Source organism: Mesorhizobium sp. AA23 (genome assembly GCF_001672435.1).
Lineage (GTDB): Bacteria > Pseudomonadota > Alphaproteobacteria > Rhizobiales > Rhizobiaceae > Mesorhizobium.
This window is the reverse complement of the sequence record NZ_LYTP01000001.1, coordinates 25,100-39,358: the sequence shown is the minus strand read 5'-3', so window position 1 is coordinate 39,358 and position 14,259 is coordinate 25,100. Positions and strand designations below refer to the sequence as shown.

Annotated in this window: 10 protein-coding genes and 3 pseudogenes; 2 read left to right on the top strand and 11 right to left on the bottom strand. The window is 60.0% G+C overall.

Going from position 1 to position 14,259, the window contains the following annotated elements; genetic code table 11:
* Positions 1-373: 373 nt before the first annotated feature.
* The 10 genes and pseudogenes from panD to A9K66_RS00125 form a co-directional block, all read right to left on the bottom strand.
* Positions 374-787 (bottom strand): annotated as a pseudogene (panD, locus tag A9K66_RS00170) (aspartate 1-decarboxylase); the annotation flags it as partial.
* Between the two features lie 44 nt (positions 788-831).
* Positions 832-1,056: pseudogene (locus A9K66_RS30935) on the bottom strand (3-oxoacyl-[acyl-carrier-protein] synthase III C-terminal domain-containing protein); the annotation flags it as partial.
* 24 nt (positions 1,057-1,080) lie between these two features.
* Positions 1,081-2,622 carry an L-aspartate oxidase gene (locus tag A9K66_RS00165; RefSeq protein ID WP_067318684.1) on the bottom strand — a complete coding sequence of 514 codons (1,542 nt, stop codon included), beginning with the start codon at positions 2,620-2,622 and terminating at the stop codon, positions 1,081-1,083.
* Complete coding sequence (gene nadA, locus A9K66_RS00160) at positions 2,619-3,593, bottom strand: quinolinate synthase NadA (RefSeq protein WP_067318682.1); 975 nt, start codon at positions 3,591-3,593, stop codon at positions 2,619-2,621. The genes A9K66_RS00165 and nadA overlap by 4 nt, the downstream gene beginning before the upstream one ends.
* Positions 3,594-3,655: 62 nt before the next feature.
* Positions 3,656-4,600 carry a hypothetical protein gene (locus A9K66_RS00155; RefSeq protein WP_067318681.1) on the bottom strand — a complete coding sequence of 315 codons (945 nt, stop codon included), beginning with the start codon at positions 4,598-4,600 and terminating at the stop codon, positions 3,656-3,658.
* Between the two features lie 377 nt (positions 4,601-4,977).
* Positions 4,978-6,792, bottom strand: coding sequence for a nif-specific transcriptional activator NifA (gene nifA, locus A9K66_RS00150; RefSeq protein ID WP_245307329.1), 1,815 nt, complete (start codon positions 6,790-6,792; stop codon positions 4,978-4,980).
* A gap of 559 nt (positions 6,793-7,351) precedes the next feature.
* Entirely contained in the window at positions 7,352-8,383 is a 1,032-nt protein-coding gene (locus A9K66_RS00145) for a LacI family DNA-binding transcriptional regulator (RefSeq protein ID WP_067318677.1), read from the bottom strand.
* A 421-nt stretch (positions 8,384-8,804) separates the two neighbouring features.
* Positions 8,805-10,238, bottom strand: coding sequence for a dicarboxylate/amino acid:cation symporter (locus A9K66_RS00140; protein ID WP_067318675.1), 1,434 nt, complete (start codon positions 10,236-10,238; stop codon positions 8,805-8,807).
* A 1,143-nt stretch (positions 10,239-11,381) separates the two neighbouring features.
* Positions 11,382-11,948, bottom strand: coding sequence for a DNA-binding protein (locus A9K66_RS00130; RefSeq protein ID WP_067318671.1), 567 nt, complete (start codon positions 11,946-11,948; stop codon positions 11,382-11,384).
* Position 11,949: 1 nt separating this feature from the next.
* On the bottom strand, positions 11,950-12,294 hold the full coding sequence (locus tag A9K66_RS00125; protein ID WP_067318669.1) for a hypothetical protein: 345 nt from the start codon (positions 12,292-12,294) through the stop codon (positions 11,950-11,952).
* 179 nt (positions 12,295-12,473) lie between these two features.
* Between A9K66_RS00125 and A9K66_RS28930 the strand changes: the two are divergent.
* Positions 12,474-12,654 (top strand): annotated as a pseudogene (locus A9K66_RS28930) (transposase); the annotation flags it as partial.
* A 4-nt stretch (positions 12,655-12,658) separates the two neighbouring features.
* Positions 12,659-12,850 carry a hypothetical protein gene (locus A9K66_RS00120; protein WP_245307328.1) on the top strand — a complete coding sequence of 64 codons (192 nt, stop codon included), beginning with the start codon at positions 12,659-12,661 and terminating at the stop codon, positions 12,848-12,850.
* A gap of 467 nt (positions 12,851-13,317) precedes the next feature.
* Here the strand turns inward: A9K66_RS00120 and A9K66_RS00115 are convergent, their stop codons facing one another.
* Positions 13,318-14,229 carry an SIR2 family protein gene (locus tag A9K66_RS00115; RefSeq protein ID WP_067319592.1) on the bottom strand — a complete coding sequence of 304 codons (912 nt, stop codon included), beginning with the start codon at positions 14,227-14,229 and terminating at the stop codon, positions 13,318-13,320.
* Positions 14,230-14,259: the final 30 nt, after the last annotated feature.

Genomic DNA, 14,259 nt, shown 5'->3' with positions numbered 1-14,259 from the left:
CTGAAGGCACCGCAGCGGCGGGTTTTTGCAGAGCTGCTCGGACTGAATACGCGATCCCATTCACGTTAGCTGTGGGTAATCAAGGCTGAATTAACATGCAAAATCTGCGCATCTAAATCGTCCGGACGCGGGGTTCCGCGCGCACAGACGTTCCGGACCCTCTTCGCCGTCACCAGATGCGAGACATAGCGCCATCCCACGAAGGCCTGCCGTGCCGAAAGCGCTGTGGGTCGGCCTTTCGAAGCTGAGCGTCAGCCACTTCGTCGAAGACGCTCTTCGGCGCCGAGCAAGTTGCAACGAGGCGAAGAAGCTCGCACATCTGCGGAGCGCGGCTCACGCCCCGGAGACGAGGGGCAGGAATGATCAAAGGCTCATTCGCCTCGTCAAGAATGGAGAAACTGTACCGGCCATCTGTGTCAAGATCGACGGAGTAGCTCAGGCGGTCGAGTATGTAGTTATCCTGGTCGAACGTGACGATCCGCGGCTTCAGCGAGGTGATATGCGCTTCGTCCAGGTAGATGGAGTTGCAGACAATAATCGGGTCGTCGGGCTGACAGGTACGAGCCGCCGCTCCGTTGAGGATGCAACAGCGTGAACCGCGCTCGCCGAGGATGACATAGGTCGAAATCCGCGCACCGGAATTTCTATTCCATATCTCCACGAATTCCATCGGCAGGATGCCGGCTGCCTCGCAGTGGTCGGGGTCGAGCGTTATCGAACCGTGGTAGTTGAGGTTCGCTTCGGTGACGTGGATGCCGTGCAGCTTGCCGGCCACTATTTTTCGCATTGTTGTCCTCATCAGCATACAAGGTGAATCTTGGCAACGCCCGGCTAAATCACAACGGCCAGCGCACCGCCGCTACCCGCACCCGCCGCCCCCAAAGAATTTTATCGCCCGGCCAAAATGGCTGCGCCCGATTGGCGAGCGAGAGCAAGATCGGATCGTCGCGGCGGAAGAGTTGCCATAGTGACGATTGCGCGATCGGCTATGCCGAGGTTCCTCCCGACCACGACGAAAAATTGAACATTGGCCTGATGCTGCACGAACCAATCGAGGTAAGCGGTGCAGGTGAAGTCATATCAACAGCGCCGTTCGGATGTTTGCCAACTGATCGTGACGGCATTCTCAAAGGCTGTGCAGAGCGTCAGTCGTGAGGGGAGGGCGGCAGCATCGCGCCCAGGGAAATCGGATCGGTAATGTGAACCGCGGCTCTCCTCGCGTCGAAGGGCTGCGATAGCCATCAACAGTGTCACCAGGGCCGGATCGGCCGCGTCCGTCTCGCCGACAGAGATCGGCAGCAGTGTCGCGACCGTGTCGCGCATTGATTTGCCATTCCGAACAATGCCAAGCGCTTTCGACACGAGCGGGCGTATGGGTGAAGGGTCGGGCCGGACTGGAATGGTTGCGGGAAGCCTGGGCCACTGCCAACCCGCGCAAGATCCAGCCACGCTTTCCGCGACCCAGACTGCTGTCGCAACAGCTTCCGCGAGAGAGTTGCTGGCAAGCCGGTTGGCGCCATGCAGTCCCGTGCATGCGACTTCGCCGCAGGCCCACAGGCCGCTAACGGAACTGCGCCCTTCGGCATCAACGGCCACTCCGCCCATGTGATAGTGAGCAGCGGGACGCACGGGAATAGGCCCCACAGCCGGATCGATGCCGGCCTGCTTGCAAATAGCGTCGATCGCCGGAAAGCGTCTTGCGAATTTCTGCCCGAGGCAATGTCGGGCATCGAGATAGACCCGATGCCCGACAGCGAGCTGATCCGAGATCGCCCTCGCAACCACGTCGCGCGATGCGAGTTCTGCTCCGGGTGTGTCGGCCAGGAAGCGATGGCCGTCTTCATCGATCAGCACCGCGCCTTCGCCTCGTACCGCTTCGCTGACAAGCGGCATTGGCCGGCGCGGACCATCGAGCGCGGTAGGGTGGAACTGCACAAATTCGAGATCGGCGAGCTCCGCTCCAGCACAGGCGGCAAGCGCAAGACCATGCCCGAATGAGGAGAGCGGGTTCGTTGTGTCGCAAAACAGCCCGCCTATCCCACCGGTCGCCAGCACTACGCGGCGTGTGGGCAATGCGAACACGCCGCCGTGCAAGACTGCCACCAAGCCCACAATACAGCCCTCCGACACAACCAAGCGAAGCGCTGTCATGCCTTCCATGATCGTGATCGAATGGGTTCGCCGCGCCACGCCGAGCAGCGCCCGAAACAACTCGCGGCCGGTTGCGTCGCCGGCGGCGTGGACGATGCGGCGACGCGAATGCGCCGCTTCCAGGCCGAGCCGCAGCCTCCCGTCGAGTGAGCGGTCGAAGGGAACGCCGAGACGGATGAGATTCTCGATGGCTTTAGGTGCGGCCTCAATCACCCGCCTGGCCATCTGTTCGTCGCAGTGTCCGTCGCCGGCAGCAAGCGTATCGGTGAGGTGGAGTTCCGGGGTATCGTCCTCGCCGAGGCTGGCTGCGAGCCCACCCTGTGCAAGCGTGCTCGAGGCTTCGGTTCCGAGCGGGGTTCTGGAGAGCAGAACGACCGGTTGGGGCGCCAGATGAAGCGCCGTCAGCAGGCCGGCGAGGCCAGCGCCGATGATGACCGGCGCCCCGCCAATGTCATGGATGTCGGGCGTCATACGAAGAGCATGCGTTCCACAGCCCAGCGGGCCCGTTCAGTGACGTGCGGATCGATGGTGATGACGTGACGGTTCTCCTCGAGCGCGGTGCGGATGTTGGCGAGCGTGATGCGTTTCATGTGCGGGCACAGATTGCATGGACGCACGAAATCCACGTCCGGATGCTCGACCGCGACATTGTCGCTCATCGAACATTCCGTCATCAGCACCACACGCGCCGGCCTATGCCGCGCGACATAGTCGGACATCGCCGCCGTCGAGCCGGCGAAGTCGGCTTCGGCCACGACCGCGGGCGGACATTCGGGATGGGCAAGTACGCTGATGCCGGGATGCGCCTCACGCAGCTCGCGGATGTCGGCCGCTTCAAAGCGTTCATGCACCTCGCAGTGCCCCTTCCAGGCGATAATCTCAACCTTCGTCTGTCGCGCGATGTTCTTCGCCAGATATTCGTCGGGCAGCATGATCACGCGCGGCACCCGGAGCGACTTCACCACTGCCAGCGCGTTGCCTGAGGTGCAGCAGATGTCTGACTCAGCTTTCACCGCGGCGGAGGTGTTGACGTAGGTGACGACCGGAACACCGGGATAACGCTGCCGCATCAGGCGCACCTCTTCGGCCGTGATCGAGTCGGCCAGCGAGCAGCCGGCGGCGAGATCCGGGATGAGCACGGTCTTGTCGGGATTGAGGAGCTTGGCTGTTTCAGCCATAAAATGCACGCCGGCTAGTACGATCACATCGGCGTCGACTGTCATCGCCTTGCGGGCCAGCTCCAGGCTGTCGCCGACGATGTCAGCCACGCAGTGAAAAATCTCCGGCGTCTGGTAGTTATGCGCCAGGATGACCGCGTTGCGCTGCCGTTTCAGTTTCAGTATGGCGTCGATGTCGTCAACGAAGACCGGCCACTCGATCGGTGGGATAACGCGCCGAACGCGTTCGTATAGTGAGGCGCTCGAAGGCAGGACGGCGCTCATCGAGCCTCCAGTTATAGTCAATGCGATTATAAGGCCTATAATCGTTGTGACTATAAGTGGTGTCAAGCCCGTGCGAGCGGCAATTTTGTGCCGGCCACAGGCCTCTCGTCTAGAATAGCATGGTGGAAGCGGTAGAGCTGCGCCGGCCGGCCGCCGGTCTCGGCGGTCGTCGCTCCGGTCTTCTCAACCAGCTCCTGCTGCCCTATAAGCCGGCGAAAGTTCGGCTTGTTGATGAGCCTGCCGGAGAGCGCCTCCACGGTTCGCTGTAGCCGTAAAAGCGTGAAGAGCGGCGGCATCAGTTCGAACACAACAGGCCGGTATTTGATCTTGGAGCGCAGCCGCGCAATAGCCGTTGCCAGAATGCGGCGATGATCGGCCCTCATCGATCTCCCCGGCACCGGCGCGAGGATGGCAGAATCTCCGCCGCGCTTTGCTTCCTCCACCAGGGTGGCTTCGTAGAGCAGCTCGTAGCGCTGCAGCGCGAGCTCTTCGTTCCATGCCCGGTCGTCCATGGCAAAGGCGACCGCCGCTCGCCGCCGGCGATCGAACCGCGTCGCGCCGTCGTCCGCGCCTTGCGCCCATTCGATAAGGCGGGGCCACAATTGTTCCAGCATCGGGGGCCTGCCGTAGCGATGGTCCTCCCAGGGGAAATAGTCGTACCAGCTCGCCCAGCTGGCGCCCGCATCTTCTTGGCGGGTGAGTGCGAGATAGCTGATCGAGATCACGCGCTCGTCGCCGCCGGTCCGATCGCGATCGGCGAAGGTGTAGAGCTGCTCGATGTAACCGAGAGGCTGGCCGGTCTGCAGTTCCACCCATGCCCTGAGGCTCGACTGGAGCGAACGATGAGCGAGCTCAAACGGGCCCGAGGGGAGTGCGGCCCCTTGTTCGATGGTCAGAACACATGGTCCAGCGTCGTTCACGGCGACGACGACTGCGATCAGGTCCGCGTTGACGTCGTTGGTCTTGCCTATAGCTCTGCCTTTCCTCGGTCCCTTTGCCTGGTCCATGGTTCCTGGCCTACTTGGCAGAGCTCCGCCCGTCTAAACCGATTTAGCTATCATACCACTCGTCGCGTCAACACCACGCGCTCTGGCGATTTTATCTCTTCGCACCCGGACAAAAATATGCCAAACGCGACAGTCGCCGTGGGTAACGCTGGGTGAGGAGAGACGTGGATTGAGCGATCTCAGCCTGTCGGCCGAGCGGCGCGTGGGGGCACCAAAGCTCGCCGAAAGCGGGCCGTTCTTGATAGCAGCCGGCGCCGACAGGAAGGCTGCACCGCCTCACCGAGTCGGAGCTGAACCAACCAATCCTTGATTTGTCCCAGCTATTCGCCTCGCTCGGTATGTTGCGGCCCCGACATGTCGGAAGTCCGACGGCCGGCTCAGAGACACTTGATCTCGATACCGTATTTCCTCAGCGCGTAACCAATCTGGCGCGGCGTCAGTCCAAGCAGGCGCGCTGCCTTTGCCTGTACCCAGCCGGATCTTTCCATGGCCGCGATGAGACGCTCGCGATCGGTCATCTTCGCGTCGCTTACGAGGGCCACCCGAACAGGCGCTGGCAGTGCCTGATCACTGTAAACAGGCGGGGCCCCGAAGGCGGCCGAAGCAACAGCACTAGGCGATTGCATGGCCGGGTTCAGTGGCGATGGTGCGATCGGCTCCGATTTCGTCGCAGTCTCCGTCAATGCGTGCTTCCAGAGCATCGCGGAAAGGCATTGGCCGTGGCAGCAATCAAAGTCGCTTCTGACGATTGACGCTCCCGCTGACAGGGTCGCTGTCCGCTGCACGCAATTTTCAAGCTCGCGGACATTTCCGGGAAAAGCACAGTTCATCAGCACTTCAGTCCCACTCGCATCGAAGACCAGGCTACGGCCGTTCTCGCTATTGAACTTCTTGAGAAACTCAGCGGCAAGGAGCGGAATATCACTGCGCCGTTCGCGCAATGGCGGCACCAGCAAGGGAACAACGCTGATGCGATAATAAAGGTCGGCGCGAAACTCGTTCCTTGCAACAGCGTCTTCCAGGTTCCTGTTCGTGGCAGCAATCACGCGAACGTCGACCTTAATCGTCTGGTTGCTGCCGACGCGTTCGAACTCCTGCTCCTGCAGCACGCGCAGCAGCTTTGCCTGGAACGAGGCCGAAATCTCGCCGATCTCATCCAGAAACAACGTTCCCTTGTCGGCGAGCTCAAAGCGCCCCTTGCGCGAGTTGAATGCACTGGTAAAGGCACCCTTTTCGTGACCGAACAGTTCGGATTCCAGGACGGTCTCAGGGAGTGCTGCGCAATTGAGCTTGATGAACGGCCGCTTGGCGCGCCCCGACAACTCGTGAACGGCCTTGGCGACCAGCTCCTTGCCGGTCCCGGATTCCCCGCGCAGCAAAACGGTACTGTTGGACCTGGCTACTAACGCGACCTTCTCAAGTAGCCCGCGCAGCGCCGGGCTGTCGCCAATGATCCCCTTGACATGAGCCCTTTTGCCCTCGTGCCCAGGCTGCTTGAGCTCGCCGAATTGCTTTTGCATCCGGATTTTCTCGGCCATCGGTCGCTCGCGGTCGGACGCGAACAGGCGATGCAGCTTCACTGTCTGCCCAACCAGATTGGCGATCGTGGTGAGGAGGCGGAGGTCGTAATCGAGGAGGGAGGCTGATTTGTTGTCTAGGATGCGATCGATGGTCAGCGTGCCCACGACGTTCGCATCGACGCGAATGGGGACGCCGATGAACGACACTTTCACGTGGTCGGACGCCCCGAGCACGTCCCTGTCGGCGGCGTTGAAGGCCGGATCCACCGCTATGTTCTCGGCGACGAGCGCCATGCCCGTCGTTATGATCTGGTCGATCGCCGCCCGTGGCAGATGCTTTCGGTGGCGATCATCGCTGCCTTCGCTCGAGCCGGCGCCGATGATCATGTCCGGTATGCCGGCACCGTTGAAGAGCGAGATGATGCCGTGCCGCACCTGCACCAACGATGGCAGGAGATCGACGACGTTGGCCAACGTGGCTTCGAGCGCAGCGGGCGCGGTGAGTGCTTTCGATGTTTCGAAGATATCTGGCGCCCTCTCGCGCAGCGGCACAAGAGACGCCACGTGATTCGTCTCGGACTTTGAATTAGGCGTTTTCATTTCTGGAAGCGATATGCAGCGTGACGAGATCTGCCTGGCACTTTGCTCGCAGCTGCGAGCATCGTGCTGCATGTGATCATCCATCTCGCGCCGTGAAATCGATGCTCGAGGCAAGTGCGCCTATTGTCCGGCGCGCGGATATTCTTGGCCAATCGCATTCGCGGGCGTCTTCGCTCTGCAGGCCACTGCACAATCGACGAGTTTGCTCGCCTCGGCCTGGTACGCGGGAATTCATTTAAGCAGGAAAAGGCGTTGATGAAGACAGTCTTGACGATTGATCGGCCAGGGAGTCGGACGTCTACAGCCGGCTTTTCGTGACCAACTAGGTGGCCGCCGAGATGATAGTCAATGTCGATGCCAGTCAGGCCCGGGCCGCGGGCAAGTGCGGCCCTGGCAAATTGGGGCGGGGTCATGCGGTCGATCGCAAAGCGGAGCGACGCTTGACGCATGGCTTTCCTTTCTCTTCCATGAAGTGCGGGTCGTCGTTCTCGGATGACTTGCTTGCGCCGCGCAGCAATCATTCGTTGTTAAACGAGACCGGAATGACGGAGGTGAGTCAACCAAACTCCCGCCGCTTTTCTTTCATCGATGAAAGGAAATCAGGTTCTCATGATAGTATTTTATCAGCCTTTCAGACGTTTTCCGGCAGATAGATCTCAAATGGTAGAAAAGTCTGCCCAAGGGTCTCCGAAGTGCCGACCTTGATGGCCTGGGCCATCAGCGTCATCAATTCCTGGCAAAGCAGGCGCTGGGGCGTGCCGACCGACATCGTGATCGTGCCATCTGCGAGTGCTGCCCGCGACTCCGGCGTGATCTCGTTGACGATCGCGACGAGGCCCCGGCTTTCGCCTTCTTCACGGAGCGCGGAGATCGCTCCCTCCATACCTCCGCCGGCCACATAGAAGCCGGTGAGTTCGGGTTCCCGTTGCATGAGATCCAGCGTTGCCTCGTAGGTGATCTGCCGTGCCTCAAGGTTGACGAGCGGATCGAGCAGCTCGAATGTCGGTGCATTCTCACGGAAATAGGAGCGAAAGCCGACCTCCCGCAGCTCCTGCCCCTGAAAACGCTGGCTGCCGACAAAAATCGCCACCTTGCCCGGCCGTCTTGCAACCTTTGAAAGCATCCACGCTGTCGTCCGCCCGACCTTGCGGTTGTCGAGGCCGATATAGCCCTCACGAACACCTTCGGCGAAATCGGAAAGCAGCGAGAAAACCGGTATGCCTTTTGCCTTGAGCTCTTGGACGGCTGCCGTGATCGCGGGATGGTCCGGCGCCACCATGGCGATCGCGTGGCAGCGCGCGCCGAATTCCTTGAGCAGTGGAACAAGGTCGCACGGCATGTGCGACGGCGCGAATTCGATGAGCGAAGTGCCGTGGAAGCACTTCGCCGCGTTGACCGCCGCTTCAACCTCACGCGCGAGGCGCTGGTAGAAGTGGTGAGTCGGTTTTCTCAGGATGAAGCCAAGCCGATATTGCGGCAGGTGCCGCTGCAGGCGCTGCTTGATAAGACCTGCGGCGTGATATCCGATGGCCTGTGACGCCGCTAAGACCCGCTGCGCAGTCTCCTCCCGCACCGGATGACGGGCATTCAGAACTCGATCAACGGTGGCAACACTGAGCCCGGCTTCCCGGGCGATATCAGCAATTGTGGGTCGCTTCGCCATGGTCCTAGTCTGATTAAAACGACATCAGGAAGAAACCCGGTAAAGGTGAGATTCACCAAAATCTGTCATTCCTGCATTGATCCTGTTCGCTACCGGGAATTCTTGTCGTGGCGTGGTGGGAGGCAGAAGCCGAAACGTGACCCACGCCGCCTCGACCGTCTTCGACATCATCGATGCCCATAGATGATTGATCCCTCCATGCCAAGGTCGCTTTGGTTGCCTAGAGCGTGGGCGAATTGTTCAGCCGTGCCTCGACGAGAGCTGACCGCGGGGCTCCGATCGAGCTCCGCGCCCGGTTCCACGAACCGTCGCAATCTTCGCAAGCATTAAGCGCATCGTCGATGGCTTGTGTCGTGACCAGTGCGGGACCTTGGCAAGGCGCACATGATTTTGCATTCACTGCATTTCGGGATTCTTGATTTCATTGGCCCGCGCGAGGCTGTTTGGAACCCGCGGCTCGATTGTCGGGCGTTTGCGACCAGCCAGGCGATTCAACCGGTGGCGATGCTGCCGCCTTGCACGGTGCAGGCGCCGTCAGTGGCTGGCCGGTTGATGTCTCGGTGGGCTGGTGGCCGCAGAAGGCAGCTTGCAGTTGCGCCTGATCCAATTCGCCTTCCCAGCGGGCGACGACAAGCGATGCCACCGCGTTACCGATCAAATTGGTGAGTGCCCTGCATTCCGACATGAAGCGGTCGACGCCAAGGATCAGCGCCATTCCAGCAACGGGAACAGACGGCACTACGGACAGCGTAGCGGCCAACGTGACGAAGCCGGCACCTGTGACACCTGCTGCACCCTTAGAGGAAAGCATCGCGACGAGCAGCAGGAGGACCTGATCGCTAACTGACAAATCCGTATTCGTCGCCTGCGCGATGAAAAGGGCCGCCAGGGTCATATAGATATTGGTGCCATCCAGATTGAAGGAATATCCAGTCGGGATAACCAGGCCCACGACCGAGCGCTTGGCCCCGGCCTTTTCCATTTTCTCCATGAGAGAGGGCAGCGCGGCTTCGGAGGAGGACGTTCCGAGAACCAGCAGCAACTCTTCCTTGATGTAGCGGAGAAGAGAAAAGATCGAGAAGCCGTTGTAACGGCAGACTGCACCGACAACCCCGAACACGAAGAGAAAGGCCGTGAGATAGAAGGTCCCGACCAGCATCGCAAGGTTGGCCACCGAACCGATGCCGTATTTGCCAATCGTGAAGGCCATTGCTCCGAAAGCGCCGAACGGTGCGGCTTTCATGAGGATGCTGACCAATTTGAAAACGGGTGCAGTAAGGTCCTGAAGGAAGGAAAGAACCGATTTGGCCGATTCTCCGACCATCGCCAGCGCGATGCCGAAGAGGACAGAGAAGAACAACACCTGGAGAATGTCGCCTTCCACGAAGGCGCCGACAATCGTGGTCGGGATCATGTTCATCAGGAAACCGGTCACGGACTGCTCATGGGCCTTTGCGGCATAGCCAGTGACGGCCTGGACGTCGAGCGAGGCCGGATCGATGTTGAGGCCGGCGCCAGGCTGAATGACATTGCCGACGATGAGGCCGACGAGAAGAGCGAGCGTCGAGAAGGTGACGAAATAGACCATCGCCTTGCCGGCAACACGACCGACCTTCTGAAGATCGCTCATGCCGGCAATTCCGGTCGCAACGGTCAGAAAAATAACGGGCGCGATGATCATCTTGACGAGCTTGATGAAGGCATCGCCGAGCGGCTTCAGGTGTTCTCCGATTTGCGGATAAAAATGGCCAACTGCAACTCCGAGGATGATTGCGACAAGCACCTGCACGTAAGGCTTGGCACAAAGAGTCTTGCGGGATGCGCGGTTTGCGCCGGGGGCCAGTGGGGTCAACATGTTATTCTCTCCCTGACCGGTTTGGGGCGGGCTCTTCCTCCCTTCCCGCGCTTCTCCCATCGCGGCGCTCCGGTCGAACGCTGCTTCAGTGCCGGTCGCAACAGTCGTGCCAAGCCAAGAAATCGCCGGGTCTCAGGTATTTGCAACAATTGCAGAGCAAGATTGTGTGGTTTTCTGCACTGATCGCTGGCGGGAGACCAAAAGTTCCGAACCAGCCCGCTTGCAATCGATTAATTCCAGCAACGCAAAGTTCCGACTTTGAGGGACCCAAAGTTCCGAACCTGACGCGTGCACATGCTTCTGCCAGGCGCACAACAGGTCGTCCTTAGACGGTGGTTCGCCACCGTGGGAATGCTCCGGCGTAGAGGCGGGCGAAACTCCGAGCGAGCGCTTCCTCGCTATGCTCGAGAGGAGCAGCCGTCAGGTGTTAGCAGTGAGTACGCAGTTGACCGTCCTTCCGCCGCTACTAGCGCACTCCGTTACTTCCAAGCGACAACCAAGATCGACAACTCCGTCGGAAACCTGGCCTTGCCGCCGTGGATTTGGGCCGCTTGTCCGGCGGCGAACCCTTTTTGGAAACAGACGCAGGGTCCGCGTGGATCATTCTTTGGTTTTTGGGGAGCCTGGACGGCCGTTCTCTACGGGAGATGAGAGCGGCCGATCGCTTCAAAGAGTTCTGGATCGCCATCGCGGCAAGGTCGAACCGGTGCACTGAAGATACGGTGCACTTGCGCCTTGAAGATCGCGCTTGTGGCAAGGGTTCGTTGGCACGGGCGCCTGCCGCCGGATTGAAGCCCATTTGACCGGCTTCAATCCGGCGGCTCCGGACAGCACGGCGACGAGATGTGGCGACGGTGGGGTTACTCCATCTGCTACGTGGCTGGAGCATCGCCCCAACGGCCGACATTAGACGAGGAAAGCCCAAGACGAATTACGGAAATGCTGTAACCAACCTGCGGATAAGAGCTGAATCAACCGTCGTCTCGAGGCCCATCCCGTCCCCGTGCTGTCCCCCACCAACGGCAACAAACCTGTGGCAAGGATATGGGGGCTGAAAAACAACCGTGCACCACCTTGACCATAATCATAAGAGGTACCAAAGACCGCCAGATTGTAATTTAGAAGCGCTGACGGCGACTATATTCAGATTGGTCGATACATCAGAACCCGACCCGTCGGGATCAGCTGCAGTAAATAGTCGAAATCGCTGATGTTGCCCGTTAGAACGGTAAATCCCAATTTCTGCGCATGCAGGAACAGCACGCAGTCCTGAAGTGCCCGAAGCCTTGAATCATGCTTGTAGCCTTGGAGGCGACACAGCATTCCTGACAGAAGGGCGGCTCGGCCCAAGACATCGGGATCTGGGGCAAAAACCCGATGGGGCGGCATATCCTTGATCATGGTCCCGATCTGCTTGATAGCCTTGCCCGTGCCCGAATGTTTCGGGTCAAGGACACCGACTGTGTGCATCAGCTCTTGGATCGCTACGGTGGAATGGTTGATCTGCCTGACATCGAGGAGGTCGGCAACTGCTTCAGGCGCCCGGCCTTGTAAACCGTCGATGTAGACGCAGGTGTCCAGCAGCAGTTCTTGCCCCGCCCCGACGAGGTTGCCGATGATCGGCAGCTCCATGTCGGGGCGGCGGCTTAAGGTTTTTTGGGGATCAAATCGCGACCATCTTACGGCCACACTAAAGTCGAAATCGGCCAATTCAGAATCCGAGCTTCAGCGTCGGATCCACAGTTCCCCGTGTTTTCCTGAAGGTCTCGGCGAAGTTGTCTTCCAGAGCCACATTAGCCAACGCAAATTCGACGAGTTCGGTATCAGACATCAATCCGGTTCGAGCTTTGGCCTTCTTGATTAGATCAGCACTCACCCGCCCCGCAATCCTGCCGTCCTTCTCAGCGCGCAGGCCGGATTCTTCCGCCCTCTGCAGGACGGCCTTAATCCTGGCCAAGCGACGGACCTGCAATTTCTCAGCCAGTTTGGGAAGGGTTCTCGTCCGCTTGCCCACTGCCCCTCGGCCGCGACGCATACGTACAGCAGTCTTCGTCATCGGGGCTCCTCGCAGGTCCGTTTAACAAAATTCGATTTTAGACAACATAGCAGGCAGGGTGAATTTTTCAAATCGAAAGGTGCGAAGACATCCCGATCCTCTCGCCGGCCGACCCGAGGCAAGGCCCGCCGACTGATGCCATCAACAACGCCTCCGGGACCGCCAATGGCGAGCGCGCCGGGGCATCTCATGGGGAACGCACACGGGAGCAGCTGGGCTATCTCTCGGGTTATTATGGCCGCACCCCCGTCACCCGTGTCGGCAAGCTTGAGCTGCGGGTTCCGCAGGATCGCGCCGGCCGCTTCTCCACCGAGTGTTCGAAGCGCCTTGGTGGCCACCCTAGCGGAGATGTATGTGCAGGGCCATGGCGGAACTCGTCAAGGCGGCGGTCGGCTGGGAGGGCAATTTGGTATTCGACACGACGAAGCCAGACGGTACTCCGCGCAAGTTACTGGACGTAACGCGCATGCGTAACCTTGGCTGGAAAGCCAAAACGTTCCTTGGTGCCGGGTTGCGAGCGATGTATGAGGATTTTCTCCGCGTTCATGCGGCTTGATGTTGATGCGCGCATCCTGGTCGGACTGCGTGCCCGACCGGGTGCAAGCTTGTTCAGTCAGGCCAAATAGAAGAGAGGGACGCATACATGCCTAGGCGGCCACAATATTGGCCTGCGCTAACGGTGCAAACCGGACCTCTTTGCGACCGGCGATGCAGGGGATCAGTCGGAAGCTTGCCCAAACCAATGGGGAGGCCGCATTACCGGCCGCACCTGAAGGCTGTGCGTGAGCGCCGTCGACTCAAGCCGCCGGTTAGACTGCTCGACTTCACGGGAGCCGCTGCTTAGGAACCTGCCATCGCTACGAACGCAACCGGGGCCCGCCATGCCTCGGGCAGGGCTTATCCCAAGGCGGTGCGGTAATGGCGGACGTGGATTTATGCTATTCGCAGCCGCAGGCGGGATCGTGTCCCCCTAGGTGGTGTAGCTGACGGCATTGGTCGCCGTGTTCTCCGTCTGGGAATGGATCAAGCGATTGCACTTTTGCTTTCATGCAATGTCTTGCCCAGTCCGACCAGACGGGCCGCCGCTTGACCCGTCGGCATGTCAATGACCGTAATTGCCCTTTCTGCAAGGAAGCGCCGCTCATTCCTGGTCAGCGTTGCTGTATCGATTGCCGCAAAATGTGGGCCATGGGAGCGCTTCATGATCTGTCGGGCATAGGTGCGCAGCATCTGATCGTTGAAGCGGCAGCCGAGGAAGAAAAGACCACGGCTGGCTCGCCGTTCCTTCACCAGGTCAGGGATCGGCGTTTGGATGTCGATTTCGCTCAGCACTTCAACGTAGTCGGAATCTGCGACGAGGAAGTTTGCGGCCGGCCTGGCGCCGCCGTGAGGGGCGTAGAGAACCGTCTTCGCCGCTGGTGCGGATTCGAGTAATATCCCGGCCAAATCGTAGGCTTTCGTCCAAATGTCACCGATCTCGTGCGCCCGTGTCACGCCCTGTATTTCGACGACGTCCGTTCGGCGGGTCTGTATTAGAGCCGCGCGCATGGCACCGTCGTACCAGCTGTCGACGATCAGTGAGAGCGGCAGCGTTGCAAGCCAGGCATGCAAGATGGTCGGAACCACAGGGGCCGCGAATATTTCGGCCATCCAAACTTGAAGGGTCCGGCGGTGCCGGCGCTGTTCGATATACTGCGCTACCGACCACATGTTGGTGCGAATCTTCGAAGGGGCTGGTGTGCGCTTGTTGAGCGCTGCGGCAACGGCTTCGGGGGTATGCGGTACGGGCGGCCCCGCGGAGCGGATCTCAAGCAGACCTGGGCCGAGATAGGGGATGACCTCGTCGGCCGCGAGCGCTTTCTTCAAAAGGTCAAGCTGCCTTTCGGCAAAACTGTCCCGAACGACCACGAGGTGGCCCGAGGTCATTGTGTTCATGCTCGTATCCCTTTGCCGCTCTCTTTGTGT

Bases quoted from the DNA above. Each gene is read 5' to 3' on its own strand.
- A9K66_RS00140 (WP_067318675.1), bottom strand. From the start codon at position 10,238: ATGTTGACCCCACTGGCCCCCGGCGCAAACCGCGCATCCCGCAAGACT.
- nadA (WP_067318682.1), bottom strand. From the start codon at position 3,593: ATGAGCGCCGTCCTGCCTTCGAGCGCCTCACTATACGAACGCGTTCGG.
- A9K66_RS00165 (WP_067318684.1), bottom strand. From the start codon at position 2,622: ATGACGCCCGACATCCATGACATTGGCGGGGCGCCGGTCATCATCGGC.
- A9K66_RS00115 (WP_067319592.1), bottom strand. From the start codon at position 14,229: ATGAACACAATGACCTCGGGCCACCTCGTGGTCGTTCGGGACAGTTTT.
- A9K66_RS00155 (WP_067318681.1), bottom strand. From the start codon at position 4,600: ATGGACCAGGCAAAGGGACCGAGGAAAGGCAGAGCTATAGGCAAGACC.
- A9K66_RS00120 (WP_245307328.1), top strand. From the start codon at position 12,659: ATGGCGGAACTCGTCAAGGCGGCGGTCGGCTGGGAGGGCAATTTGGTA.
- nifA (WP_245307329.1), bottom strand. From the start codon at position 6,792: ATGCAGCACGATGCTCGCAGCTGCGAGCAAAGTGCCAGGCAGATCTCG.
- A9K66_RS00125 (WP_067318669.1), bottom strand. From the start codon at position 12,294: ATGACGAAGACTGCTGTACGTATGCGTCGCGGCCGAGGGGCAGTGGGC.
- A9K66_RS00145 (WP_067318677.1), bottom strand. From the start codon at position 8,383: ATGGCGAAGCGACCCACAATTGCTGATATCGCCCGGGAAGCCGGGCTC.